We start from the raw sequence: 26,449 nt of genomic DNA, 5'->3' as shown, positions 1-26,449 counted from the left end.
GAGAGAAATTATGAATAACAATAAAGTCAAAAATGGAACGATGGATTTATCTATAATCAGTGTCATTGGTGCATTTTGGTATATTCCGATTTTCACCGCCATTTATATCACACTGTTCCTGGCATTCGGTGCCGAAGAGTTGGACAACCTCTCCTATTTTTCAATGGGGACAAACTCAAACAGAATATTTATGCTTGTAATGGGCATCATTATCGGCAGTTCGTTTATAAAATGGGCAATCGGTCTTGGAATGACAAGAAAGCAGTTCTATAAGGCGAATATGTACGCGGGTGCAATCATGGCAGTGGCGCTGACGATAGCAATGATTATCATCAGCCTGTTTATCGGGTTATTTCCGTTTGCGGGCACTGAGCATATAAACCAGGCGCTTGAAATGCATCCGGCGATGAACCTGCTGGCCATCACATTGATGGTGTACCTTGCATATTTGGCGGGGACGCTGATCGGAGCCGGATTTTATAGAAACGGATGGTTCGGTGCAGCAGGCATCATCATCACAATTTTCTGCAGTTCCTTCCCTGAGGTAATGGATTCAGTGATAGTGGACGCCTTTGGAATCAAGCCAGGGACAGGGACACTTATCATCGTAATTGGATTGATTTTTGCACTGATTGCTGTGAACTATTACTTTGTAAAAGATATTGTGATAAAAATATAATGAGAGGTAAAGGAGGAACAAAAAGCTTCTGATACCTTAGTAAAAAAGCGATGCATCTCTGTAAAAAGATGCACCGCTTTTCTTATTTTTTATTGGCTGATTGTCTCAGCCTCTTTCTCTTTAATCTCTGATTCTTTTCATTTCCCGGGAAATCTCTTTATCATGACCTGAATGCCTTGCCTCCAGCGCTTCCATTACATTTTGATAATCCGTCTCATTTCTGTTCTGGCTCATCTTGTATGCCGCCTGGACCTCCTGTACAATCACTTTGAAACCTACAATTCCTTTAATCTTGGCCTGTGATTCCTCTGATAGATTTTCCCAAGTCATACCGCCCTCACTCTGTCCTTCATGCTTTTCAATAAGATTGACGAGATCTTCCCGAAGCTCTTCTTCACTGAGCAGGGCACACCGTCCATACAAATGAACGGACTGATAGTTCCAGGTAGGTACATTTTCGCCTTCGTACCATGTGGATGAGATATAAGCGTGCGGTCCTTTAAATATAAGTAAAGTGTTTTCGTAATCATCAAATGTCTGCCATTGAGTATTTCCTTTAGAAATATGGCCGGTGATTGTCCATTCACCATTTTCTTCGTTCAGCATCATTGGGGTATGTGTAGCCACTGGTCTGTTGTTATCAGTGGTAATAATTGTGCCAAAATCGTTGTGGATGATAAAGTTCTTTATTTCTTCTATATCATCAATTTTAAAATGCTTGGGAATGTACAAATGTATCTGCTCCTTTATATTTAACCGAATTATTCCGGTGTATCTTTAGGACGTGGATTCTCCTTCGGATGAATAAAGTTATAATCAGAAATATTGTCTGCATCTATCGTTCTTTCCGTAATTTCATATGGCTCATAAAAATTCATTTCTGTGATTTCAATTGAATTGTCATTATTCACATCTGTTACATATGCGACGTGTCCGATTTCCCCTCTTGACGTCTGAAGGAGGGAACCTGATTCAGGATTCTGGTTCACTGTATAGCCGTCATCCTCAGCCCTTTCAGCCCAATGTTCGGCATCTCCCCAGCTTCTCTCAATCATGTTTAAATCACTCTTTACCAGATCAAAGACGTAATAGGTGCATTCACCTTCGTCATATGAGTTATCCGCCATGGGATCCGGCAAAATAATATATTTCATATCTTCAATCAGACCGTCTTCAGACCGGCTGTCAGCATAGAATAAGCCGCCGGCAATGAAGAGAAGGACGGTCAATGTTATAAAAATCTTCTTCATATTTCACCCATTCACTCAGTATTACTATGTTTATATCATATTTATTGTTTAAACACTAACAATCGATATAAAAATGGTGGTAAAAGCTGCAGTTTACTTCTCTTCGGTCTGTCCCAGTATATTGGAACCGGTGATAAAATATTTCTGGAATATGAAGAACAGTACAATGACAGGGAATAAAACCATCAGTGACCCCGCCATCAGATAATTCCATTGTGTCGAGCTCTGTTCTTTGAAGACCTGCAGGCCGAGCTGAAGTGTATAAAGTGATTCATCATTCAAGTACAGCAGTGGTCCAAGGAAGTCGTTCCATGCCCCGTTGAATGAGAATATCCCGACCGTAAACAGTGCAGGCTTCACCATCGGGAGCGCAATTTTAAAGAATATATAGAAATGGTTCGCGCCTTCCATTTTAGCTGCTTCTATCATACTGTTCGGCACACCTTTAAAGAACTGCCTCAACAGGAATATGTTGAAAGCACTGCCGAGGAATGCTGGGAGAATCAATGGATAATAAGTGTTGACCAGTCCGATATTGGCATAGATGACATACTGGGGGATCAACGTGATGAACCCTGGAAGCATCATAGTGGACAGCACAAGGATGAATAATGTTTCCCGGCCTTTAAATTTTATTTTGGCAAAGCCGTAGGCTATAAAAGCATTGACGAATACATTGCCGAGGACAATCAAAATGGTGATTACAGATGTGTTTACAAAGTATGTGAAGAAAGGTACGATTTGAAAAATCTCCACATAGTTTGAAAACTGGATATTTTCAGGGATGAACGAAAAATCACTCTGGTAAATCTCTTCAAGAGTTTTCAATGAAATTGAAACCATCCAGAAGAGCGGTGCAATCATGAAGATTCCACCGACGATAAAAGTACAATGTTCAAGGATTTCCAAAACTTCATCTTCGGATTATTGTGCATATTTTAATCTCCCTCATAGTGGCCCCATCTTTTCGATAATTTGAAATTGAGAAGAGTGAGCAGCAATACGATGATGAATAATATCCATGACATTGCCATCGCGTATCCCATGTCGAAGAGATTGAATGCTCTGATCCACATATATAAGTTGTAGAAAAGTAATGAATTCTCCGGTGCACCTGCATTATCGGCACTCATTACATATGCTTCCTGAAAAATCTGGAATGAGCCTATCGTGCTTGTGACGACATCGAAAAAGATGATCGGAGATAAAATGGGAAGCGTTATTTTAAAAAACATCTGAACTTTTGTCGCACCATCTATCTACGCAGCTTCATAAAATGTTTTGGGTATGCCCTGCATCGCCGCAAGATACAGCAGCATTGCGCCGCCGGCACTCCACAGTTTCATGAAAATCAGGGATGGTTTTGCCCAGTCTGCATCAAAAAGCCAGTTGGGGCCCTGGATGTCGAACAAGGCCAGAAACTGGTTGACCAGGCCTGTGGAAGGGTCCAGCAGCTGCATCCAAAGCAGGTAGACACCTACTCCGGATAATATTGCCGGAAGGTAATAGATTGTTCTGAAGAACCTCATTCCCGGCACATTCTGATTCATCATCGTTGAAATCAATATGGCTATGACCGTCGTCAGGGGCACTGAAAAAATTAGAAAGTAAAAAGTGTTATACAGCGATACCCAGAACAGATTGTCATTTGAAAACAGGTTACTATAGTTTTCAAAACCGATGAAGTCCATCTGAGATGTAACATTGTAGTTTGTGAAACTGCCGTACAGTGAGAACAGCAGTGGACCGAGAGTGAGCAGGAGGAACCCGATGATCCATGGTGAAATAAAAATATAGCCGAATATATTCTCTTTTCTCTTATTCATGGTCTTCACCTACTGATTTTCTTCAATCAGCTGTTCAAGATCTGAATGGGCACGCTCGAGACCACTCTCCACATCCGTATTGCCACTGATGATGGACTCGAAAATCGGGTTCACTGTTCCTGCATAATCCGGTGCGATCACCGGCTGGGGTGTCAAAAGTGTCTGGTCCATATTATCAATCATCTGAGTATAGACTTCACGGCCGGTATCATTGAATTCTTTGCTTTCATCTGCACTGTTGCCGGCTTCTTCATGGGCGACCAGGTCGAAGTTCATTTCGGCCCAGTACAGCTGAGATTCATGGTTTGTCAGGAATTCTATGAATTCATATGAAGCTTCAGGGTTTTTGGCACCCGCCGGCACCTCGGCGACAAATCCGCCGCCCCATGAGGTATTGCCGCTGTCCGGTTCACGCTCCGGAAGTGGCGCGACACCAAAGTTCAGATTTTCGGAAAAATCACGCAGCTGCACATAGTAGTTTGCATTTTGAACCATCATGCCGATGTTACTTGCCATGAATGGATCCTGCTGAGCATTTTCAAATTGTGAATTGACGCTTGTAATTTTGTCCTGCCCGTATTTGTCCTGGGCCTCGAGGATCCAGTTGAAAGTCTCATGGACGGGTGGTGTGTCTATCAGCACTTCTCCATCTTCCTGTAAATAATTTTCTCCAAGTGCATTAAGTACCCAGACATCCGTTCCCGCGCCAATCAAAGGGTAAAAGCCGATGCGTTCATACGTACCGCCTTCCTGGAGATCCATCATTTCAGCATATTCGTTCAATTCTTCCCATGTTTCAGGCGGGTGTTCCGGGTCAAGTCCGACTTCTTCAAATATATCTTTGTTGTAAAATAAAATCTGTGTATCAGTGTTGAACGGCAGAGCATAAATCTCATCCTCATGTATCACGGCCTCCATCATCTGATCGTAGAAACTGCCGCTCACGTCATCACTCACATACTCCGTAATCGGTTCGATCTGTCCCTCATCGGCACGCAGGGCCACGGTCATGATATCGTTGATGATGACATCCGGCGGATCGCCCGCTGCAATCGCAGCCAGGTTTTTTGTCCAGATATCTCCCCACGATGTGTAAGTGTGCCTAACTTCAATTTCATCCTGCGTTTTTTATAATTCTAATATAAAAAATCCCGGCACGCCAATGTACCGGGATCCCCTCCATTAAATACCAGGAGGATCTTCTTTTGCTTTCTTTTTATAATCTTCAAGTTCTTCTTCATACTCTTTTGCAGAACCTTTGACATAGTTTTCATAACGCCGCTTGTTCGGACTGATCGTCAGTTCGAAATATTTACGTTCCGCGTTTGCATCTTTATAAAACGATACGACCATCAGTATGACGACGATACTGAATGGTAACGCCGAAATTATGGCGGCGGACTGTAAGGCATTTAATCCGGTTTCCCCGCCTGCCAGTAAAAGAACGAAAGCGATGGATGACAGGGAAATACCCCATATAACTTTAATGATTCCGCTCGGTGTAAGAGATCCATAGGACGTCTGCATACCGATAACAAATGTAGCGGAGTCTGCTGATGTAACAAAAAATGAAGATACAAGTAATAATGCAATCAGTGACAGGAGTACTCCCATAGGCAGCTGATCGAATACAGCAAATAACTGCGTTTCAGCCGGCATTTCAAAGATTTCAGGGACGCTCTGTCCAACAGAGACACCTGTCATGCCAAATGTACTGAACCATACGATACCGATCAGTGTCGGTACGAATAATACAGCCATCACGAACTCACGGATAGTCCGGCCGCGTGATACACGGGCAATGAAAATACCTACAAACGGGCTCCAGCTCATCCACCAGCCCCAGTAATAGACTGTCCATGTACTCATCCAGTCACTCTTTTGCTGGTTTAATGGTGCGACATCAAAACTCTGAATCAGGAAAGTGCCCAGGTATTGTCCCGTGCCCGCCGTCATCATATTTAAAATTAAAATCGTCGGCCCGACGATAAGAATCACTATAAATAGAAGAGCTGCTAAAATCATGTTCAAGTTACTCAAGTACTGGATACCTTTGCTCAGGCCTGACCATGCACTCATTAAGAACAGCACAGTGACAACTGCAATGATGATGCCTTGCACGAATGTGTTCACAGGCACATCGAATAAGTAATTTAAACCGCCGTTAATCTGCATTGCACCGATACCGAGGGAAACAGCTACACCGACAACAGTCGCAAATACAGCCATTACATCGACAATGATGCCGAGAAGGCCATCTACCCGGTCACCGAATAACGGACGGAGTACTTTTGAAAGTAAACCGACTTCACCTTTTCTAAATTGTGAATAGGCAAGTGCAAGAGCAACAACCCCGTACATTGCCCATGCATGGAAGCCATAGTGTAAAAATGTAGATCTCATGGATTCAAGCATTGCTTCACGTGTTTCCGGCTCGGTACTCGGCGGTGCTACATAGTGTGACATGGGCTCTGAAGCACCGTAGAAGACGAGACCGATACCCATACCGGCACTGAACAGCATAGCCAGCCATGAAACAGTATGGAATTCCGGCTTTTCCTCCGGTTTACCCAGCTTTAATTTTCCAATGGGGCTGAGTAATAAAAATACACAGAAAAATACGAGTAAGGTGGTCAATATCATATAGTACCAACCAAAATAATCAGTGATCCAACCTGAAATCGAACTGGAAATCTCACCAAAACTGTCTGGGAATAATGCACCTGATAAAACAACGATACCGATGACAATTACTCCATAAACAAACACTTTTGATAACTTTCCGTTTGTTTTATTATTTTCCAAAGAATTTTTCCCCCTCTGCATAAAATTATATTGTGTACAAATCATCTTAAATGACAACAACGTTTTTGATACTATCAGTGTTTATTTACATTTTCAACCATAGTATTTTATTAATTCCCTATACCATGCATTATAATCTCAGAAGTGAGAAATAAAAACACACCCATCAGTTGAGTGTGTTTAACAAGTTATACACTTATAATTTCATAAGTTTTATTATTTATTTTTTTAATCAGACCTTCATCCTCCAACTTTTTGAAGTTACGGGTCAATGTCTCCGGCTGCATACTTAAATAGGATGCGAGATCTTTCTTAGTCATAGTTAAATTCAGCTGATCAGCCTGGGTATGGGTTCTGATATATTCCTGAAGCCGTTCGTTGCTGCTGAGTAATGAGATGTTTGTCGTCAGCAGTTCAGATTCATTGAGGCGTTCAGCGAAACTCTCAATAATTTTTATACTGATATTCGGATACTTTTTCATAAGGCCATAAATATCCTGCCTGTTAATTGTACAGACCTCTGCATCTTCCAGAACTTCAGCATAAGACTCATGTATATTATCTTCATTGAAGAGTGAAATTTCTCCGGTGAAATCCGCATGATCAAGTACTCTGACCAGTTGTTCTTTACCTTCAGCATTGAGTCTGAAAATTCTTACCTTACCTGCGTGCAGCACTGACAGAGATTCATTCTGATCTCCTGCCATATACAGGTAATCCCCCTTATTCAAGTGTCTATGGTTAATTTTACTGAACACTTCATGTAATTCATCATCATCAAGATGGCTGAAAATGGGCACTTTGCTGACACAGAGTTGATGACCTCGTAGTTTAGCCATTAAATATCCTCCTTATACAGTCCATTTAAAACCCTTCTTTAGCGTCGAAACGATTCGTATCAATTTCTATTATACCGGCGGCATAGATAAAGTGAAGAAAACAGCACTCAAGCGATGAAGTGCTGTTTAGGCAGGACCGGATTTTTATAATTGTTCCGTACAATGGATTAAGCGGATGTTTTAACCGATTTAACAGGGTAACCCAATTTTTCAATGGTATTTTTCAAAGACTCCCCTGTAACTGTATCATCATGTTCGACGGTGACTTTGTTCAAATTGAATTTTACATTGACACCGCTGACGCCTTCCGTTTTTCCGATGCCTGTTTCAATCTTTTTAATACAGCTCGGACATGTTAAATCATCTGTTCTCAAATTAGTTTTCATAACCTGAATCCCTCCTGAATGCTTTGATTTCTGTATTATTTTGATTATAAAGCCTTAACGATTATAAAAAATTGATCTATATCAAGAAATGATAAGTGAATTTTATGATGATATTCGGGTATTATAATTGAGAGGTGATAATGATGAGCCTTTCCATCCAGTATATATCTAAAAATAATGAGATTGAGAAAGCGGGAAATAAAGAACATGTACCGGAGCATGCCACTTTCACCTGGTACGACTACGACAGCTTGGATGATAAAGAAAAGTTGAAAAGTAATCATGATTTTGATGATGATATATTTGAAGATGAAACAAGTAAAAATTACCGGCCATCCTATTATAAAAATGATGATTATCAGATTTTGATCTGCCATGTCATCAATCAGGAAACGTTTGAAGCACACCCTGTCAATATCTGTGTGATGCAGGACGTTATTATAACGTTTCATAACGGCTCCCTCAGACAATTTATAGATGTAGAAAGAATAATAAAAGATAAAAATGATGACTTGGAAATTGATATTGCGCTTCATATTTTACTGAAGACAATTGATCAGTACTTTGATATTGTTCACGAGATAGAAGATGAAGTCATTTTATTTGAAGAGAGACATGTCGGTGATGCTAAGGGAAAAGATATTACTTCTGAAATATTTGAGCTGAAACAGAGAATATTTAAAGTTAAGCGTGTCATCATTCCAATGGAAGAGCTGGTGGAAAAGTTTAAAGAACATGATGACATACTGGAAAGTGAAAGAAGTGAGGATATTTTAAATAAGGTCGATACAAAAATAGACCGGCAAAAATTAATCATTCAATTCACTGAAGAAATGATTGATGAGATAAAGGATAATTATATGTCGTATAATACATACCGAATGAATAAAATAATCAATGTATTGACCATTATCTCGGCGGTATTTCTGCCGCTGACTTTGATCACAGGTATATATGGCATGAACTTTGAAAACATGCCGGAACTCAGTTGGAATTTCGGTTATTTCATAACGCTGGGCATTATGCTGGGAATCAGCGTATCCATGCTGATTTTCTTTAAAAGTAAAGGTTGGATGTAATCCAATAGTGTAAAAAATCTATCATGATTAATACGTTTCAATAAAAGAACTCCTTCAGATACAAATTCTGAAAGAGTTCTTTTATTACTCATGAGTCAATGCTTTTGCGCTATCGAATAATACTTGGACAGAGGTCATTATACTGTCTTCATGTATATCAAATTTTTCATTATGATGACCGGCAGCAAGTTTGGTGCCAAAGACGCAGTATGTGGCATAGCCGCCCCGTTTTTGTACTGCATCCATAAAATAAGTTGCATCTTCAGAGCCGGCGGCGGAATTATCCTCCAGAATACTGATCAGCCCGGTCTTGTCAGCACTATTCTTCAGTACTTCTGCAAGTTCCGGAGACCCTTCAGCCCCGATTGCTTCGCCGACGAGATCGATATCATATTCCACCTGATGCATCAAAGCTGCACCTTTTATAATTTCTTCAGCATAGATTTTCATATATTCGTTGAGTGCAGTAGTTTCTCCGCGTAATTCCATTTTCAGCTCGGCTGTATCAGGGATGATATTTCTCCCGCTGCCTGAGTGTAATTCCCCGACGTTGACACGGGTGACCCCGTCTGCGTGCCTTGGTATGGAATGGAGATTCGAAACTGCGGCAGCTGCAGCAAGCATTGCATTTTTACCTTCTTCAGGATGGCCGCCGGCATGGGAGGACACCCCCGTAAACTTAACATCGAGCTTGGAAGAAGCCAGAAAGCCGTTATTTGATGCGACGAAATGGTTGAAAGGCACACCGAGTCCTATATGTGAAGCGATGAAGTAATCGACATCGTCCACGACTCCGGCATCCACCATCGATTTTGCCCCGCGTGCACCCTCTTCAGCGGGCTGAAAAATCAATTTTATTCTGCCACGTATATTTTTTTTGTTTTCGCTGATGAGCCGAGCGAGGCCGAGGCCGATAGTTGTATGGACGTCGTGGCCGCAGGCATGCATATTGTTGTTGGAGGACCGGAAGCCTTTTTGATTCGGCAGGTGATCATCATTTTCACTTTCGTAGATAGGCAATGCGTCCATATCCACTCTGTATGCAACCGTCGGCCCCGGTGTATTGGTGTCAAGAACGCCCACCACTGCCGTATAACCTTCTTCGAAGCGCAGCAGATATTTTTCAATTGCTCCATGTGCTCTCGCCCATTTTAGGTGAGACCGGGTCTCATCTATTCCCGGCTTCCCCATACATGAAGCAGGCTCCATGACTTCTTTGCCTAAAAGAATATCAAATCCGAGTTTTTCCAATGTATCAGCGACAATTGAAGCTGTTCTCATCTCCAAAAATCCGAGTTCGGGATACTTATGAAAATCTCTGCGCCAGTCTATCAGTTGACTTTGAAGCTGTTCCATCATTTCACCCCTACATATGATATTTATACTTATAATAAAGTATATCATTTACTTTTTATATTTGAGAATGTTGTCCTGAAGATTAAAATGGATGCAAAGAAATTTTGGAGGATTCGGCTATGAATGAAAAAGATAAAATGCTTGCCAATGAATGGTATGATGCGAACTATGATGAGAACTTATTGAAAGAACGGCTGAAAGCGCAGGATTTATGCCATGATTTCAACCAGACCAAACCGAGTGATGAGAAACGGAGACAGGAAATACTCGTAGAACTGCTTGGGTATATTCCTAAAAATGCAGAGGTGGCCAGCCCGTTCATGACGGATTACGGTTACAATGTAAAGCTCGGTGAAAATGTTTTTATCAATATAAATAATTATTTTATGGACGGTGCAGAGATCACTTTAGGCAACAATGTCTTTGTCGGGCCATCATGCGGCTTCTATACGGCCAGCCATCCTCTGGACGCAGAAGACCGGAACAAAGGGCTTGAAAAAGCATCGCCCATATCTATTGGAAGTAATGTCTGGCTGGGCGGCAACGTGAGTGTAATGCCGGGCGTTACAATCGGCGAAGGTTCGGTTATAGGCGCAGGGAGCGTCGTCACTAAGGATATGCCGGATAATGTTTTGGCTGCGGGCGTACCATGTAAAGTGATCAGAGAAATAGACTGAAAATCGCACCGGATGTATGAATGAACACCGGATGCTGCTGGATCAGGTCATTTGAATGATTATGCTCAGCATAAGAAAAATCCAGATAAGAGCAGCAAAAACAATAAAGAAAATACTCCATTTTGATACCCGTTTATTTTCATTACGTTCTTTTCGAATTCTATTGATAAAAGGGATAATGAAAAAGATGAATACGAGAGTGCCGAGTATTGCTCTTAAAATCATGATATCACCTTCCTGGTCTGTCGTTTAATACTATATTCATTGTACAATCTATGAAAGCACCATATCCAGAAAGCTGTTTTTAAAGGCTTTACAGGCCCTGTGAAATGACAGAATTTAAAAATAACGCCATGCGTTACCTTGTTGTAACACATGGCGTTATTTTAAATTTTAGAATTGGTTTAATGCTGTCCAATCAATGTTTATTTAACCATCTCACTCAATTTGTCCATAATATCGTCGAGGTTTTTACCGATACTTATTTCGACGGCTGCTAAAAAACTGCCTTCAACAATAGGTGCGTTGGCGATATGGATATTGTGTTTACCTTCATACATCTCAACAGCCATTTCCAGGTTCATCAGACTGGAACCTATATCGAAAAAGCAGATTGTGTCATCTTTCACTTCAGCCAGCATATGGTCGATCTGTCCGATATTGGTACCGATGCTGCCGTTGACACCGCCTGATGCATGTACTGTCACACCTTCAGCCATCTGTTCAATCAGTGCTTTAGTGCCTGATGCTATATCTTTACTATGGCTGATAATCAATATTTCTGTCATTCTTTACTCCTCCTCTAAATCAAAGGCGTTTAAAATATAAACTGCACTCTGTGCACCGGGGTCTATTGTTCCTTTGGACTTTTCTTTAAAGTATGCAGCGCGGCCCTTTGTCGCCATCATATCCTCAGTGTCATCAGCGAGCTTTTGAAGGTCATCAAGTTTCAAACTGCCGCTCTCTTCAAAAACTTTTCTGGCTTTGGAGATGACATCATACATCGTCTTCTCCCCACCGGTCACTTTACCTTTTGAGCTGACCGTCTGATCGAAGATGTCGAGTAGCTGCATCAAATTTTCTTTATCGATTTCATCTTTGGCCGCTTCGCTCATTTTTACAAAGCTGAAGCCGTAAAGCGGGCCGCTGGCTCCACCGATGGAGCTCATAAGTGTCATACCTGTCTGTTTGAGTATCTCCTTTGTACTGCCCTCTTTGACGTTTTCTTTTACAGCATTAAATCCGCGTTTCATATTAACCCCGTGATCGCCGTCGCCTATCTCACGGTCAAGAGAAGTAAGCTCTGATTCTTTCTCAATGAAGACTGCCTGTAATTTTTGCAGGCGGGCCAAAAGTTTACTATTATCCATAATTGCCTCCTTAAAAGTGAGTGGATTCAGTCGGTGCATTCAGTGCACTGACTATATGCTCCTCGTGATTTAAAACAGTGAGTGAAAAGCCCTGCATATCCAGTGCTGTCATATAATCACCGACAAATAGTTTTGTCACTTTTATGTCTTTCTCTTCCAATGCTTCCATAACATTTTTTGTAACGACATATAATTCACTCAAAGGAGTGGCGCCCATGCCGTTGACCATTAAAATCAATTCTTTATTATCGTTATATTTGAAAAGCTCGGATAAAAGTCTGTCAGTAATTTTATCGACTGTTTCAGCTTTTTCTCTGTATATCCCTTTTTCACCATGGATTCCTATGCCTATTTCCATCTCTTCTTCGCCAAGATCGAAACCATATTCACCGGTTGTCGGTACCATGCACGGCTGCAGCGCCATGCAGATGGAAAATAAAGAGGTCATCATTTTTTCAATGTCATCTTTAATTTGATTTAAGCTTTGCTTTTTATCTGATAGATATCCGGCATACTTATGAACGAGCACAGTGCCTGCAACACCTCTGCGCAGTTCCGGGTCTTCTATTGCAACATCATCGCTGACTATGATTGTTTCAACTTTGCGGCCCTCTGCTTCAGCCATCTCTTTAGCCATATCAAAATTCATCACATCACCGGCATAGTTTTTTACAATCAGAAGTACGCCGTCGCCGTTATCCACATGTTTAATGGCTGACAGCACTTTATCAGGTGTCGGCGACGTAAATACTTCACCGCATACTGCTGCATCCAGCATCCCTTCTGCAACATATCCTGCATGTGCCGGCTCATGCCCGCTTCCTCCGCCTGAAACCAATGCGACGCCGGATTCTTTTTTATTTTTCCTTACAACAACGTTTTCCTCAATGATATCTATTTTCGGATCACTGTATTTTAATCCGGCCAGCATATCATTTACAAAGTGTTCACGGTCATTAATAAGTTTTTTCATAATTAAGCTCCCCCTCATAATGTTATTATACTCATTAGTTATTTTGATTAAAAATAAAATGTATAGAGAAATCATGATTTGACGACCCAAAGCAAACATTGGACAAATGATATAAAAAATTGGAAAATGACATTAAAGTACAGTGAGTTTAAGAATATGGGGTTTTGATTATGAGGATAGGCGTTATTTCAGACTTACATATCGATCGTTATAATAACAATGTGGCAAACATTCCCTTATATGAACATGCCTTAGTCGGAGAAATGCAAAGCAGAAAGATAAATATGCTGTTGATTGCGGGAGACATATCCAACAGCTATGAACGGACCATGGATTTTATTCATACCGTGTCAAAAGAGAGCGGAATTGAAGTTAAATTTGTCCCGGGGAATCATGATCTATGGCAGTCGGAGGTATCAAAAAATACTGAGGAAATATTGCAGCGTTATGCCGAGCAGGCTGAGTGCCTTGTTAAAAGACCGTATATCATCAATGATGAATGGGCAATAGCCGGCCATACAGGATGGTATGATTACAGCTATGCATCGGACCGTTTCTCTTATGAAAGACTGGCAAGACGTGCATATTACGGAGGGACGTGGCAGGATAAAGAAAATATTTCATGGCGTTACAGTGATGATATAATGTCCGGTAAATTCGCTGACGATATCAGGGATGACCTGGAGTCACTGGAAGGCAGGAAAATTATACTTGTAACGCATGTCGTAACGCACAAAAATTTTAAGGTGCCTATGCCGCATCGACTTTTTGACTATTATAATGCTTTTATAGGCACCAGTGATTTTAATAAAATTTATAATGATTTTGATGTTCGTTATAGTATTATGGGACACGTGCATTTCAGACATTCATTGACAGAAGGAGACGTTACATACATCTGCCCCTGTCTCGGATATAAAAGGGAATGGAGAACAGATGATATTCTGACGGAAATTGGAAACTCCATGTATGTCATTGAGGTATAAATAATTTTGAAGGAGTGAGTGAGTTGGAAACTTTCCAGGATTATATTGAGACAATTGATGATATGACACATCGCAAACAATTCGAAGAAGTTATAGAATGGATAAATAAAAACTACCCGGATCTTGGACGGGTCATCAAATGGAATACACCGATGTATACAATGGATGATACTTTCATTTTAGGAATCGACAGTGCAAAAAAGCATATGTCTATTTCACCGGAAGGGAAGACGATGGGAATATTTAAAGAGGAGATTGAACAAACGGGTTATTCACAGACAAAAGGATTGTTCAGAATCAAATACTCGCAGACGGTTGATTACGATCTGCTCAAGAAAATGATCGACTATAATATAGAGGATAAGAAGGGTTATGAAAAGTTCTGGCGATGATATGACCCGGGAAATACGACCTTTGTATAATCGATGAAAGGATTAAGCTATGGCAAAGTTATATTATCGTTTTGGCACAATGCAGAGCAATAAAAGCAATCAGATTATTACTACACACTATCAATATACCACTCAGGGGAAGAAGTGCCTGGCGTACTCCACCCCAATTGATACGAGAAGTGGATTTAAAAAGATTGAGTCACGTATCGGCCTTCATCTTGATGCAGAATATGTGACGGATAAAATTTTTGAGCAAGTTGAAGCACAGCATAAAAAAGAAAAAATTTATGCAGTACTGGTCGATGAGGCTCAGTTTTTAAAGAAGTCGGAAGTCCATCACCTGAGTGATATCGCTGACAAACTGGATATACCGGTGATCGCTTTCGGTTTAAAGACAGATTTTCGCAATCAGCTTTTTGAAGGCAGCAAAGCATTGCTGGAATTGGCGGATGCCATCGATGAATTGAAGACGGTCTGCCAATACTGCAACAAAAAAGCGACGTTGAATATGAGGATGCTTGATGGCAAGCCAGTAAATGTCGGTGAAACGATACAAATCGGTGACGAAGAGTATGTGCCTGTTTGCCGTAAATGTTATAAAAAACATTTAAATCTTGTATGAACAGTCGGGTTCATGTGAATTATCAGGAGTTCATATGAACTTTTTTTTTTGTATAATTACTTTAAGGATGATTTTAATGAGATTTTAAGAAATCTCTAATAATCTTCAAAAGGTTCATATATATAATAAAGATAATTACTTAGTATTGATTAAGCCATCTCTTAGGAGGAAAATTATGCACAAGATTTTAGTCGTTGAAGATGATGAAAAAATAGCTCGTGTGATTCAGCTCGAATTGGAATTTGAATCCTATGAGGTTACTAATGCATATACAGGTAAGGAAGCACTGGATAAATATGAAGAAGAGAGTTTTGATCTGATTTTGCTTGACGTCATGATACCTGAACTTAATGGCCTGGAAGTTCTGAGGAGGATCAGACAAAAGGATGAAGCCATTCGCATCATCATGCTTACTGCGAGAGATGCAGTGATGGATAAAGTCAGCGGTCTGGATTCGGGGGCTAATGATTACATCACCAAGCCGTATGAAATTGAAGAACTGTTAGCAAGAATCCGTGCACAGCTTAAACAGAACGAAATCGGTCAGAACGCCAGACAGGAAGAAATGATATTTAAAAATATTAAAGTACTGCCCTCTTCAAGAGAGGTCTTTATTGATGGTGAAGATGTGTATCTGACCCAGAAAGAATATGACTTATTTTTTTATTTATTATCAAATAAAAACCAGGTGCTGTCGAGAGAGCAGATTATAGAATCTGTCTGGGGCTATGACTATTTCGGGGATACCAACACCGTCGATGTATATGTAAGATACTTACGTAAAAAAATCGATTGTGAATCTCCGTCGGTAATATCCAGTGTCAGAGGCATCGGTTATATGATAAAGGATTAATCATTATGAAATTAGGGACTAAAATTCAGCTGTATATCACTGTGATGTCCGCGATTGTAGTTATTCTGATCAATACATTCGTCTACTTCAGTTATAAAAATTTCACGCTGGATGCAGAAATGAGCCAGCTTGAAGGCCGTGGAGTAAACATAATGCAGGAACTCCAGAATGCTATCGGAAGCGATGCGAATACCCGGGCGGTACTGCAGTCCCATTTGCTGTCTGACGGCTTTATTGCTCTGCTCAATGAGACGGGCGAACAAGAGCTCAGAATTACAACCAGTGCGAGCTATCCAGAAGACTTTGAAGACTATAGCACCGGCCAGTACAGGGATGTCGTTACTTATAATGATATCCATTTTGTTATGGTTTCACTGCCGATCATCTGGGAGAACGGTGAAGTTTATAACTTGCAAATCTATGAAAATATAGAGTTTTTATATGACACCTTCAATATACTCCAATGGGTTTTGATTATATCCACACTTATTATTCTTGTTGTCATCTACTTTTTGAACCGCATTATAACGAACGTCATTTTAAAACCTGTGAATAAATTGATCGGCAAGATGAAAGAAACTGAAAATACTAGTGGATATACGATGCTTGAAGTGAATAAAAATGATACTAAAGAACTGAAAGATCTGTCTGAGTCATTTAATGATATGATGCTGGACCTTAAAGAGAATGATGAACAGCAGCAGGCATTTATAATGAACGCTTCCCATGAACTGAAAACCCCGATTACAGTAATCGATTCCTACAGTCAGATGCTTAAGCGCTTTGGTAAAACGAGGGAAGATATTTTAGATGAAAGTATTTTTGCGATATCTGATGAAGCAAAACGTATGAAATATTTGACTGAACAACTGCTCAGTTTCAGTAAAGTAACACAGGCCCGAGAAAATTTTCAGCCTGAAAAACTTAACCTGGTGCAGCTGATATCAGGCATTAAAAACAGACTGGAACCTGTTTACGGCAGAAATATCGATATGCAATATGATATGGATTATATGTTTGTAACCGCTGATGCCGACAGTCTGGACCAATTGCTTAAAATATTTCTTGATAACGCTTATAAGTACAGTTCGGATGATATTAAGATAGATATTACGCAGGACAGTGAGTATACGAACGTCGATATTACTGACAGAGGTATCGGCATACCAAAAGAGGATATAGACAAGATTTTCAAACGTTTTTATCGGGTGGATAAAGCGCGCGCCAGAAAGACCGGGGGTTCAGGACTTGGTCTATCTATCGCAGAGGAGCTTGCAAAGATGAACGAAATCAAGGTCAGTGTTGAGAGCACAGTTGATGAAGGGACAACATTTACTCTGAAATTTGATCGTGGAAAGGAGACAGAAGATGAAAACCAGTAAAATACTGATCGCAGTAGTCGCAGTAGTGCTGGGCGTTATGATCGGCATCGTCTACATGAACTTCATGGAGGCGGATTACATCAACGAAGATGAAGTAAGAGCCATAGTCACAGACCGTTACCAGGGCGATATAAGTAATGTATCCCTCTCTGAGAATGATGATTATTTCCTGGTCACAGTGGATGACGAAAAATATTTATATGAGATAACGATAAACAGGTCTGAAGGGACAGTAGAGGATGTAAAATCAACTGAGAATCCGGATTATGTTGAAGAAGAGGACGATGAAGAATCCACCGCTAACAAAAAGGACACCGAAGAGCCCGATTCAAAACAAAAGGATTCTAAAGAAACAGTCTCTGAAGAAGGTACTTCAGATAAGAAAGAGGATGCTGCCGGTAATGAAACATCGGGTAATAATGAAGCGGTATCAGAAGGTTCCGACATCATCTCTGTGGAAGAAGCACGTGATATAGCGATGAATGAAGTCGGCGGGCTGTTCCTCCACTCGACTTTTAATGAAGAAGTCAGCCCGAATGAGTATCTGATAGCCAATTTAATTGATGGTGATGACGAAGGGGCCATCGTCTCAGTTAATGCACATAACGGCACTATTAATAAGGTGATCTTCCTGGATATTGAGTTCGATGAAATCGGTGATCTTGAATCCTTTATGCGTCAGGTCGCCTCATATAATGCACAGAGCCAGAATTACTATATAGAATATGATGACGATGATTGGGACGATGACGACTGGGACGATTAATATATATAAGACTGATTATCCAATCAGTCTTTTTTAATGTTTATAATTATAGATATCCTTTATTTTCAGTAAGTATTTTGGTATATTCAATAAGTGATGATATAGGGGCCAAAGGGGTGTTCAGATTGATAAATATGGACAGTGTAACAAAAACCTATGATGGGAAAAATGGTCTGTTCAATGCTGTGGACGATGTCTCATTAAAGATTAAGGAAAATGAAATATTCGGCCTGATTGGAGAAAGTGGTGCTGGGAAGTCCACGCTACTTCGTTTTATCAATGCGCTTGAGTCACCGTCTCAAGGCAGGGTCGCTGTAGATGATATCGATGTTTTCACACTTTCAGGAAAACAGCTGAGGCAGCATCAAAAAGGCATTGGTATGATATTTCAGCAATTCAATCTGTTGAATAACAAGTCTGTCAGAGAAAACGTACACCTCCCCCTGGAATTACATAAATACGAAAATCCATTAACTGTAGAAGAGGTACTGCAATTTGTCGGCCTCCCTGATAAGGCGGATAATTACCCCAGCCAGTTATCCGGTGGTGAAAAACAACGCGTGGGCATTGCACGTGCATTGATTACACGCCCGAAAATCCTACTCTGTGATGAGCCGACTTCTGCTCTTGATGAAAGCACTACAGAAGAAATTGTGGATGTATTGAAACGTGCACATACAGCATTTGATATGACGATTCTTGTGGTCACTCATGAACTGAATGTAATTAAAAGCATGTGTCAAAGATGTGCTGTACTGGAAAAGGGTCAGCTTATTGACGTTATAGATATTGTTCCTGAAACTCATAAACAAAGTTATAAATCATACCATGCACGTGTTTTGAAGGTGTTGAAAAATGTTTGATGTCATTGAAGGATACATCTCTCGTGTAATAGAGTTTTGGCCGGCGTTATTTGAGAGTTTATGGGAAACGGGAATTATGATGGGCTTTGCCATGACAGCTGCAATACTATTGGGTCTGCCGCTCGGAACATTGTTATATTTAACTGCTAAAGGCAAACCAATGGAGAATGTTTTTATATACCAGCTTTCAAATATCTTCGTAAATATTGTCAGATCTTTTCCGTTTCTGCTGCTGGTTGTGGCCATGCAGCCGTTTATAAGAACGATATACGGAAGAGCGACCGGTGACCCTATAGCGGCATCATTTCCTATGATGCTCATAGCAATCGCACTGTACGCCCGCTTTGTGCAGCAGTCGTTATTGGATGTACCGCGTGGCGTTACAGAAACTGCTCAATCCATGGGGGCATCCATACCTCAGCTTGTATGGAAGTTTCTATTTGTAGAATCGAGAAGTTCATTAATCATAGGATTTACTACTGCATTTGTCAGTTTCATATCGTACTCGACGATTATGGGAGTCGTCGGCGGCGGAGGTATCGGTGATTTTGCGATTCGTTACGGTTATCAAAGATACGAAACAGATATAATGTATACAGCCATCATCGTTATCATCATTATTGTGCAGATTATGCAGTGGCTTGGATTAAAGATCGCTAAAAAAATGGATAAAAGATAATCATAAATTATAAGGAGTGAAAGTAATGTTTAAACGTAATTTGTTGTTTGTATTGCTGGGCGTTATGGTATTTTCAATTGCAGCGTGCGGTAATGGAGAAGAGGAAAGTACTGAAGAAGCTTCAGAGAGTGCTGAAACTGAAGAGAACGGCACAGAAGAGGCAGCCGAGGAAGAAGATACTGAATTACTGGTTGCTTCTCAAACGATTCCTATGACTGATGTCGTTGAATTGGCGGCTGAAGCAATAGAAGAACCTTACACGGTTGAAATGTTGGAAGTTGCTGATAATATTCAATATAATGAAGCATTGTTGAATGAAGAAGTGGATGCAAACTTTGCACAGCATGAACCATTTATGGAAATGTTTAATGCGGAAAGAGACGGCAACCTGGTGGCGATACAGCCAATCTATAATGCAATTGTAGGATTCTACTCACCTGTATATGATTCAATCGAAGATGTAGAAGATGGTGCTGAAGTTGCAATTCCGAGTGATGCCACAAACGAAGCACGGGCATTAATGATTTTGGAACAACATGATTTGATAACATTAGCTGATGAAGTAACTTACAATGCCACAGTAGATGACATTGAAGAGAATCCTCATGACTTCACATTTACCCATGTCGATTTGTTAAATCTGACATCTTCATACGAAGATGGTATTGAACTGGTCTTTAACTATCCTACATATATTGACAGCATTGGATTAACGCCGGATGATGCGGTATTCCTGGAAGAGGATGAGGATAATACATTTGCAATTACACTCGTAGCACGGGAAGACAATCAGGATTCTGAAGCAATTCAGGCGCTTCAGGAAGCATTTACTTCAGATGAGGTTTATGAATTTTTATCAGATCTTGAGGAAGACGGCCATCTGGAACCTGCTTTTGAACAAGGTGAATAATAAAAAGGTGAAATGTTCCAATGAACATTTCACCTTTTTTATATCTTTAATTCATATTCCTGAGCGAGTTGAGCTTTAAATAGCTTAGTGTAGATGTCTGTAACGACAGCCTCAAGTCGGGCGTTATGAATGTTATCCATATCATGCATACGGATTACGGTTAACTTAACATTTGAGGATGCCATCAGCTGTTTGAAGCCTTCGTCTTTTTTAAAGTCTGTTTTCAACTTTTTGAATATATTATCCCTGCTGTTACCGACGATAAACAAATCGCCATCTTTGAATAAGAGATATATACCTTTTAAATCGTGCATAAATTGTAATTTATATTTACTTTTCAAATCATTTTTCAGTTTATTAAAATCAATGGAACGTTTGTTATTTTTATTAATGACTGTCAGCTTGAAATTTTCCATATGACTGTTTTCCCAGATTTTACCCAGGTCACATGCATATTTTGTAATAATTGATTTCATCAATTTTTTATCTTCCAAATATTCTTTAACCATATTATCACCTCGTTCATAACACTGTACTTTAATTCAACAGAAAAGTCATCAAATAAAATTCATGACTATGTGAGGTTTATGCGAAATAACCTTTGATAGTTTTAACTTCTAAAAATTCTTCGATGCCGAAATCGCCCCACTCACGGCCGAGTCCGGACTGTTTATAACCGCCGAATGGAAGGTCGGGCTGCCCAGGTACATCGTTTATGCCTACTGTACCCGCCTCAATAGAACGGGCAATTTTTTTCAAGGATTCTTTATCATTGCCCATCACATATCCTGCAAGACCGTATTTAGTGTCATTGGCAATCTCAATCGCCTCGTCGAGGTCTTTATAGGTGAGGACGGACATGACAGGTCCGAAAATTTCTTCTTGTGCTATCTGCATTTTATTATCGACTTCCGTGAATATGGTCGGTTTTGCAAAATAGCCATGATCCAGGCCGCCAGGCTTCCCTGTGCCGCCATGGAACAGATTCGCACCCTCTTTCGTTCCGATATCTATATAATTCTGTACCTGATCAAACTGTTTCTTACTGATGATCGGTCCCATCGTTGTAGTTTCATCGTTTGGATCACCGACAACGACTTCATCCATATATTGTTTTGCTTTCTTGATGAACTCGTCTTTGATGGACTCAGGGACAAGGGTTCTTGTGCCTGCTGTACATACCTGTCCGGTGTTGTTCACTACCTTTTGTACTGCAGACTTGGCTGCTTCGTCTATATCCACATCGTCCAAAATGATGTATGGAGATTTTCCTCCTAATTCTAGTGCAACCCTTTTAAAGTCCTGACTGGCTTTTTCCATTATTTTTGAACCTGTTGGCCCAGATCCTGTAAATGACATCATACGTATTTTAGGATGGCTGGATAAAGATGTCCCTACGCCTTCTCCATCACCATTCACAAGGTTGAAGACGCCTTCCGGCACATCAGCTGCATCAAAAATCTCTGCTAAAATTATTGCAGCAAACGGTGTTTCTTCGGATGGTTTTAATACGACAGGGGAACCGGCTGCCATAGCTGCGGATAATTTTAATGATGTCTGATTGGTCGGGAAATTCCATGGAGTAATCAACCCGGCAACTCCAATTGCTTCCTTTACTACAAGTGCATCTCCACGTCTTTCTTCAAACTGGAAACTATCCAAAGCGTCTCTTGCAGCTTTAAAGTGTGTCAATCCCATTTCATAGTGCACTTTATCCGACTTGCTCTTTGGAGAACCGAGTTCGGATGTAATTGCTTCGATAATATCATCTTTTCTCTTTTCATATTCAGTCACAATTCTGTCGAGCATACTCTTTCTGTCTTCAACCGGCATATTTCTAAATTTGAGATAAACGGTATCGGCGGCCTCTACTGCTTTGTTCACATCTTCTGAGTTGCCCTTTGCAATCCTCCCATAAACCTCTTCTGTTGCAGGGTTGATAACATCGATAGTTTCATTGCTCGTGCTGTCAATCCACTCTCCATTGATGTATTGCTTTGTATAATTCCTCATTATCAAGTCTCCTCATAACTGTGCTATATGTATTTTATCCTATTACTACCACAGATAAACCGGTAATGACAGCTTAAACACTTTATTTTCTTTCATCATAAAAATGGTTCTGAAATTAAGGGTTTCAAAGGTCATACAGACGGAAAAATAAAAACCATTGCGTTATTTATTCGCAATGGTTCTAAATGATTACTTACGGAAAGTTTCAAAAAAGCTCAGTGTATTCAACCCGAAGAATTTAATGGCGCCTTTCGTTTCTTCAAAGCCATCACCTGATTTATAATGCTTGAATATTGCCGTTCCTAACACCAGGTTCATCATTATTATCCCTATTCTTACCAATGTTTTACTGAACAGTGTAAAGAACAGCAGTGCCCCGCCGATTGCTTCGAAATAACCTGCAAGTTTCATCTGTTTACTGTCCACATCGAACTTTTCTTCAAAACCGGAGCCGAGTTCACCATCGTTTTGAACTTTTTGAAGTCCGCCTTCAAACATATTCTTACCTACATAAAAGTTGACTAAATGACGTAACATATTATGTCCTCCTAATTAGTTGATCTTAAATTACATATACCCAAAATTTCCCATGATAATTTATCATAGCATGATATAATCTAAATTACTTATTATCAATCTGAAAGTAAGGTCAAAATTATGAGTGATCACTCTAATCAATTGAAATTACAAAGTACAAGATACATGCCTGGTCTGGATGGCTTAAGAGCTATTGCAGTCATAGCGATAATAATTTACCACTTGAATCCCCGCTGGCTGCCAGGAGGGTTTTTAGGGGTGGACACTTTTTTCGTCATTTCCGGCTATTTAATCACTAGTCTGCTGCTAAGAGAATATCATAATACTCAGGTGATTGATTTAAAGAACTTCTGGATAAGGAGGTTCAGAAGATTGATCCCTGCTGTTTTTTTTATGACAGGTGTCGTCATCACATATGTCCTGGTATTCGAATCCGGCATCATCCGCACTGTTAAAGAGGATGGAATTGCAGCTTTTCTTTATATGTCCAACTGGTGGTACATCATTGAAGATTTGAGTTATTTTGAAGCATCTGAGCCAAGACCGCTGATGCATCTATGGAGTCTGGCAATCGAAGAGCAGTTTTACATCATATGGCCGGTGGTTCTATTGATTTTATTGCTGAAATTTAAAAACTATAAGCATATTATGCTCATTATATTCATGATGACAGTGGTGTCATTGATATGGATGATGGTACTTACGATACCTTACGAAGATAATTCGAGAGTATATTTCGGTACTGATACGCGTCTGCAGACGCTCTTGCTTGGTGTGGTGCTCGCTTACATCTGGCCGCCTTTCAGGTTAAAAAAAGATATCGGTCAAAAAATAAAGGTCTGGATAGACGGTATCGGAATCGGTGCGCTGCTGGCATTGATTATTTTCTTTATTACAATCGATGCTTCCAGCTATTGGATCTACTATGGAGGCCTGTATTTAATTACATTGGTTACGTTGTTATTGATTGCAAGCAGTGTGCACCCTTCAACAGTACTGCCAAAAATATTGGGCAATCCTTTATTTTTATGGATTGGTACAAGATCATACAGTCTTTACTTATGGCATTATCCTATCATCATTCTGATTAATGTGAACTTTGTTCAGGGACAGATGCCTTACTATATTATCCTGCTGCAGATTTTATTGACCTTTATATTTGCGGAAGTATCCTACAAATGGATTGAAACGCCGTTCAGACGACATGGATTTAAAGCTGTTTGGCCATCAGCCAAAAAACGATTACGGCTCATCACAACGACAACAGTGGCAGTTGTAAGCCTTACAGTAATGACGGGTCTGTTTGATGAATTGCATGAAGACGAGAATAAAAATCGTCAGACAAGCTATTTGTCCGAACAGGACACTCAGAAAGACAGTGAGGAAACACCCGAAGAAGCGGTTGACCTACAGGAAATCAGTCCCCTTTTTATCGGTGACTCTATTATGGTCAATGTCGGAGAGGAACTGGAAAATAGAATTCCTAATGCTCTCATAGACGGTGAGGTCGGCAGACAGGTAAGGGACACTTTAGAGCTGGTTCAGAATAATTACAGTGAATATGACAAGCCTGATGACATTATAGTGCTTCAGCTTGGGACAAATGGGACATTTACAGAAGATGATCTAAATGCGCTTATCGATACTTTTGGTGATGCTGAAATATATTTCGTTAACACCAGGGTTCCAAGATCCTGGGAAACATCAGTAAATGAAAGCCTTGAAGAGGCAGGTAATAATCATGACAATGTCACGATAATTGACTGGTATTCACATTCTGAAGATAAAACCGAGTATTTTTCAACAGACGGCGTACACCTTTTACCGGAAGGCATAGAAAGTATGAGTGATCTTATAATTAGAGGACTCAGACAGAATTAAAGAGGGATATATTTTACATGTTTAAATGAATATTATGTCCAAAGTGTTAATTTTCACTAAATAATGCAATAGTTCATCAAATTTTAATCGTATTTCCCATATTTTGGTTTGTGATTTTTAGAACAAGTCACTATAATGAGAATATTGAAAGCCTTTTTATAGGAATAAAATTATTGGAGGGACTTAAAATCGATCAGTTAATAGGTATAGGACTTTTATTATTAATACTCGTTTTTTTCAGTTTGTTTACATACTATGCACCATACGGCAGCGAGGTAATGAGTGCACTGGCAGCAGCAGCAATCGCAACGTTTTTAGTGGAGGCATTACAGGGCTATGTCATTGGAGACATCTTTGCACTTGATTTCTTTAAAGAGGCGGGAACAGTAGCAGGGACACTTTCAGGTGTCATTGTAGCAATGTTAGTCGGTTTGAAGATGGGTGTTAATCCGCAAAACTCTGCGATACTCGCAGTTGCTTTTGGAGAAATAGGATTAATACCTGCATTATTTTCAGCATATCTCGTAGCATTCCTAATTAAGTTTTTCCAAAATAAAGTATCACTTGGAATGGACTTTATATTGGTTATCTTAATCGCAGTGCCTTTAGCCAGATGGTTTGGGCAATTAATTACACCACTGGTCGATGGTTCATTGCTTAGAATTGGTGCAATCATTGAGTTGGCCATGGATGCGAGTCCATTAGTTATGGGCTTGATGCTTGGTGGTATCGTCACAGTAGTTGGTACTTCTCCTCTGAGTTCTATGGCATTGACTGCGATGCTCGGATTGACAGGTGCCCCTATGGCAGTTGCAGCACTATCAGCTTTCGGTTCTGCATTTATGAACAGTACTTTGCTTCATAGATTAAAAATTGGTGAATTGAAATCTGTAATTTCCATAGCAATAGAGCCATTGTCTAAAGCGGATCTGGTTACATCAAATCCGATTCCGATATATACAACAAACTTCGTCGGCGGTGCTCTAAGCGGTGTGATCATTGCATACTCCGGTATGATTAACGATGCGCCTGGTACAGCTGCACCTACACCGGGTCTGTTGGTGATGTTCGGTTTCAACCCTGCCGGACAAGTACTATTATATGCAGCAATTTGTGCGGTCGTATGTTTCATTGTCGGTTGGGCAGGCAGCTATGCATTTAGAAGTTTCCCTATCAAGAACAGTGAAGTTTTAGCGGAAGATCAGACTTTTGCGAGTGCTAAAGCATCAAATAAATATTAATTATCCATCTGTTTTAACAAATGGCAGAAAGTCTATGACGGTTCCGTCATAGACTTTCTTTTTTCTTTGAACCACCGACTGAAC

30 protein-coding genes are annotated in these 26,449 nt (G+C 40.2%); 14 read left to right on the top strand and 16 right to left on the bottom strand.

Annotated features, from left to right (window positions below; all coding sequences use genetic code 11):
• The first annotated feature begins 10 nt into the window (after positions 1-10).
• Positions 11-679: a hypothetical protein gene (locus BO48_RS11510; protein ID WP_496367595.1), complete on the top strand. Its 669-nt coding sequence runs from the start codon at positions 11-13 to the stop codon at positions 677-679.
• Positions 680-799: 120 nt separating this feature from the next.
• Here the strand turns inward: BO48_RS11510 and BO48_RS11505 are convergent, their stop codons facing one another.
• From BO48_RS11505 to BO48_RS11465, 9 genes are all read right to left on the bottom strand, one after another.
• Positions 800-1,411 carry an FMN-binding negative transcriptional regulator gene (locus tag BO48_RS11505; protein ID WP_496367594.1) on the bottom strand — a complete coding sequence of 204 codons (612 nt, stop codon included), beginning with the start codon at positions 1,409-1,411 and terminating at the stop codon, positions 800-802.
• A gap of 29 nt (positions 1,412-1,440) precedes the next feature.
• On the bottom strand, positions 1,441-1,929 hold the full coding sequence (locus tag BO48_RS11500; protein WP_496367593.1) for a CHAP domain-containing protein: 489 nt from the start codon (positions 1,927-1,929) through the stop codon (positions 1,441-1,443).
• Between the two features lie 93 nt (positions 1,930-2,022).
• Positions 2,023-2,838, bottom strand: coding sequence for a carbohydrate ABC transporter permease (locus BO48_RS11495; protein WP_496367592.1), 816 nt, complete (start codon positions 2,836-2,838; stop codon positions 2,023-2,025).
• 29 nt (positions 2,839-2,867) lie between these two features.
• Complete coding sequence (locus BO48_RS11490) at positions 2,868-3,164, bottom strand: carbohydrate ABC transporter permease (RefSeq protein ID WP_496367591.1); 297 nt, start codon at positions 3,162-3,164, stop codon at positions 2,868-2,870.
• Between the two features lie 24 nt (positions 3,165-3,188).
• Positions 3,189-3,755, bottom strand: a complete 567-nt coding sequence (locus BO48_RS11485) for a carbohydrate ABC transporter permease (RefSeq protein WP_496367590.1) — start codon at positions 3,753-3,755, stop codon at positions 3,189-3,191.
• Between the two features lie 9 nt (positions 3,756-3,764).
• Positions 3,765-4,868, bottom strand: a complete 1,104-nt coding sequence (locus tag BO48_RS11480) for an ABC transporter substrate-binding protein (RefSeq protein ID WP_496367638.1) — start codon at positions 4,866-4,868, stop codon at positions 3,765-3,767.
• 69 nt (positions 4,869-4,937) lie between these two features.
• A complete protein-coding gene (locus tag BO48_RS11475; protein WP_496367589.1) occupies positions 4,938-6,581 on the bottom strand; it encodes a BCCT family transporter in 1,644 nt (547 codons plus the stop codon).
• A gap of 167 nt (positions 6,582-6,748) precedes the next feature.
• Positions 6,749-7,399: a Crp/Fnr family transcriptional regulator gene (locus tag BO48_RS11470; protein ID WP_496367588.1), complete on the bottom strand. Its 651-nt coding sequence runs from the start codon at positions 7,397-7,399 to the stop codon at positions 6,749-6,751.
• A gap of 167 nt (positions 7,400-7,566) precedes the next feature.
• The gene (locus BO48_RS11465; RefSeq protein WP_496367587.1) at positions 7,567-7,785 is read right to left on the bottom strand and encodes a heavy-metal-associated domain-containing protein; all 219 of its coding nucleotides are present in this window, start codon (positions 7,783-7,785) and stop codon (positions 7,567-7,569) included.
• Between the two features lie 143 nt (positions 7,786-7,928).
• Between BO48_RS11465 and BO48_RS11460 the strand changes: the two genes are divergently transcribed.
• Positions 7,929-8,864 (top strand): CorA family divalent cation transporter, encoded by a 936-nt coding sequence (locus tag BO48_RS11460; RefSeq protein WP_496367586.1) that lies wholly within the window; start codon positions 7,929-7,931, stop codon positions 8,862-8,864.
• Positions 8,865-8,948: 84 nt separating this feature from the next.
• Here the strand turns inward: BO48_RS11460 and BO48_RS11455 are convergent, their stop codons facing one another.
• Complete coding sequence (locus tag BO48_RS11455) at positions 8,949-10,220, bottom strand: amidohydrolase (RefSeq protein ID WP_496367585.1); 1,272 nt, start codon at positions 10,218-10,220, stop codon at positions 8,949-8,951.
• A 119-nt stretch (positions 10,221-10,339) separates the two neighbouring features.
• Here BO48_RS11455 and BO48_RS11450 point away from each other — a divergent pair, with 119 nt between their 5' ends.
• Positions 10,340-10,897, top strand: coding sequence for a sugar O-acetyltransferase (locus tag BO48_RS11450; RefSeq protein WP_496367584.1), 558 nt, complete (start codon positions 10,340-10,342; stop codon positions 10,895-10,897).
• Between the two features lie 425 nt (positions 10,898-11,322).
• Here BO48_RS11450 and dhaM read toward each other — a convergent pair whose 3' ends face one another.
• Genes dhaM through dhaK form a run of 3 tightly spaced genes read right to left on the bottom strand, consistent with a single transcriptional unit; the run spans position 11,323 to position 13,240 of the window.
• Positions 11,323-11,685: a dihydroxyacetone kinase phosphoryl donor subunit DhaM gene (gene dhaM / locus BO48_RS11445; RefSeq protein WP_496367583.1), complete on the bottom strand. Its 363-nt coding sequence runs from the start codon at positions 11,683-11,685 to the stop codon at positions 11,323-11,325.
• Positions 11,686-11,688: 3 nt separating this feature from the next.
• Positions 11,689-12,267 carry a dihydroxyacetone kinase subunit DhaL gene (gene dhaL, locus BO48_RS11440; RefSeq protein WP_496367582.1) on the bottom strand — a complete coding sequence of 193 codons (579 nt, stop codon included), beginning with the start codon at positions 12,265-12,267 and terminating at the stop codon, positions 11,689-11,691.
• Positions 12,268-12,277: 10 nt separating this feature from the next.
• Positions 12,278-13,240 (bottom strand): dihydroxyacetone kinase subunit DhaK, encoded by a 963-nt coding sequence (dhaK, locus tag BO48_RS11435; protein WP_496367581.1) that lies wholly within the window; start codon positions 13,238-13,240, stop codon positions 12,278-12,280.
• A 170-nt stretch (positions 13,241-13,410) separates the two neighbouring features.
• On the opposite strand from dhaK, the gene BO48_RS11430 reads away from it, so the two are divergent.
• From BO48_RS11430 to BO48_RS11390, 9 genes are all read left to right on the top strand, one after another.
• A complete protein-coding gene (locus tag BO48_RS11430) occupies positions 13,411-14,226 on the top strand; it encodes a metallophosphoesterase (RefSeq protein ID WP_496367580.1) in 816 nt (271 codons plus the stop codon).
• Positions 14,227-14,240: 14 nt separating this feature from the next.
• The gene (locus tag BO48_RS11425) at positions 14,241-14,618 is read left to right on the top strand and encodes an iron chaperone (RefSeq protein ID WP_496367579.1); all 378 of its coding nucleotides are present in this window, start codon (positions 14,241-14,243) and stop codon (positions 14,616-14,618) included.
• Between the two features lie 49 nt (positions 14,619-14,667).
• Positions 14,668-15,240: a thymidine kinase gene (locus BO48_RS11420; protein WP_496367578.1), complete on the top strand. Its 573-nt coding sequence runs from the start codon at positions 14,668-14,670 to the stop codon at positions 15,238-15,240.
• A gap of 175 nt (positions 15,241-15,415) precedes the next feature.
• A complete protein-coding gene (locus BO48_RS11415) occupies positions 15,416-16,093 on the top strand; it encodes a response regulator transcription factor (protein WP_496367577.1) in 678 nt (225 codons plus the stop codon).
• A 5-nt stretch (positions 16,094-16,098) separates the two neighbouring features.
• Positions 16,099-17,475, top strand: coding sequence for a sensor histidine kinase (locus tag BO48_RS11410; RefSeq protein ID WP_496367576.1), 1,377 nt, complete (start codon positions 16,099-16,101; stop codon positions 17,473-17,475).
• Positions 17,462-18,241: a hypothetical protein gene (locus BO48_RS11405; protein ID WP_496367575.1), complete on the top strand. Its 780-nt coding sequence runs from the start codon at positions 17,462-17,464 to the stop codon at positions 18,239-18,241. Before BO48_RS11410 ends, BO48_RS11405 begins: the two co-directional genes overlap by 14 nt.
• 116 nt (positions 18,242-18,357) lie before the next feature.
• Entirely contained in the window at positions 18,358-19,104 is a 747-nt protein-coding gene (locus tag BO48_RS11400; protein WP_496367574.1) for a methionine ABC transporter ATP-binding protein, read from the top strand.
• Entirely contained in the window at positions 19,097-19,783 is a 687-nt protein-coding gene (locus BO48_RS11395; protein ID WP_496367573.1) for a methionine ABC transporter permease, read from the top strand. The genes BO48_RS11400 and BO48_RS11395 overlap by 8 nt, the downstream gene beginning before the upstream one ends.
• A 25-nt stretch (positions 19,784-19,808) precedes the next feature.
• Complete coding sequence (locus BO48_RS11390; protein WP_496367572.1) at positions 19,809-20,693, top strand: MetQ/NlpA family ABC transporter substrate-binding protein; 885 nt, start codon at positions 19,809-19,811, stop codon at positions 20,691-20,693.
• Positions 20,694-20,731: 38 nt separating this feature from the next.
• On the opposite strand, the gene BO48_RS11385 is transcribed toward BO48_RS11390, so the two are convergent.
• The 3 genes from BO48_RS11385 to BO48_RS11375 all read right to left on the bottom strand — a co-directional run bounded on the left by BO48_RS11385 (position 20,732) and on the right by BO48_RS11375 (position 23,243).
• Complete coding sequence (locus BO48_RS11385) at positions 20,732-21,202, bottom strand: hypothetical protein (protein WP_496367571.1); 471 nt, start codon at positions 21,200-21,202, stop codon at positions 20,732-20,734.
• Positions 21,203-21,278: 76 nt separating this feature from the next.
• Complete coding sequence (locus tag BO48_RS11380; RefSeq protein ID WP_496367570.1) at positions 21,279-22,706, bottom strand: aldehyde dehydrogenase family protein; 1,428 nt, start codon at positions 22,704-22,706, stop codon at positions 21,279-21,281.
• A 189-nt stretch (positions 22,707-22,895) separates the two neighbouring features.
• Positions 22,896-23,243 (bottom strand): hypothetical protein, encoded by a 348-nt coding sequence (locus tag BO48_RS11375; RefSeq protein ID WP_496367569.1) that lies wholly within the window; start codon positions 23,241-23,243, stop codon positions 22,896-22,898.
• A gap of 120 nt (positions 23,244-23,363) precedes the next feature.
• Between BO48_RS11375 and BO48_RS11370 the strand changes: the two genes are divergently transcribed.
• Positions 23,364-25,124, top strand: coding sequence for an acyltransferase family protein (locus tag BO48_RS11370; RefSeq protein WP_496367568.1), 1,761 nt, complete (start codon positions 23,364-23,366; stop codon positions 25,122-25,124).
• Positions 25,125-25,312: 188 nt separating this feature from the next.
• Positions 25,313-26,365, top strand: coding sequence for a PTS sugar transporter subunit IIC (locus BO48_RS11365; RefSeq protein ID WP_496367637.1), 1,053 nt, complete (start codon positions 25,313-25,315; stop codon positions 26,363-26,365).
• Positions 26,366-26,449: the final 84 nt, after the last annotated feature.

The organism is Lacicoccus kunmingensis DSM 17847 (genome assembly GCF_059568765.1).
Note: the sequence above shows the minus strand (reverse complement) of the source record. Positions and strands in the feature narration are given on the sequence as shown.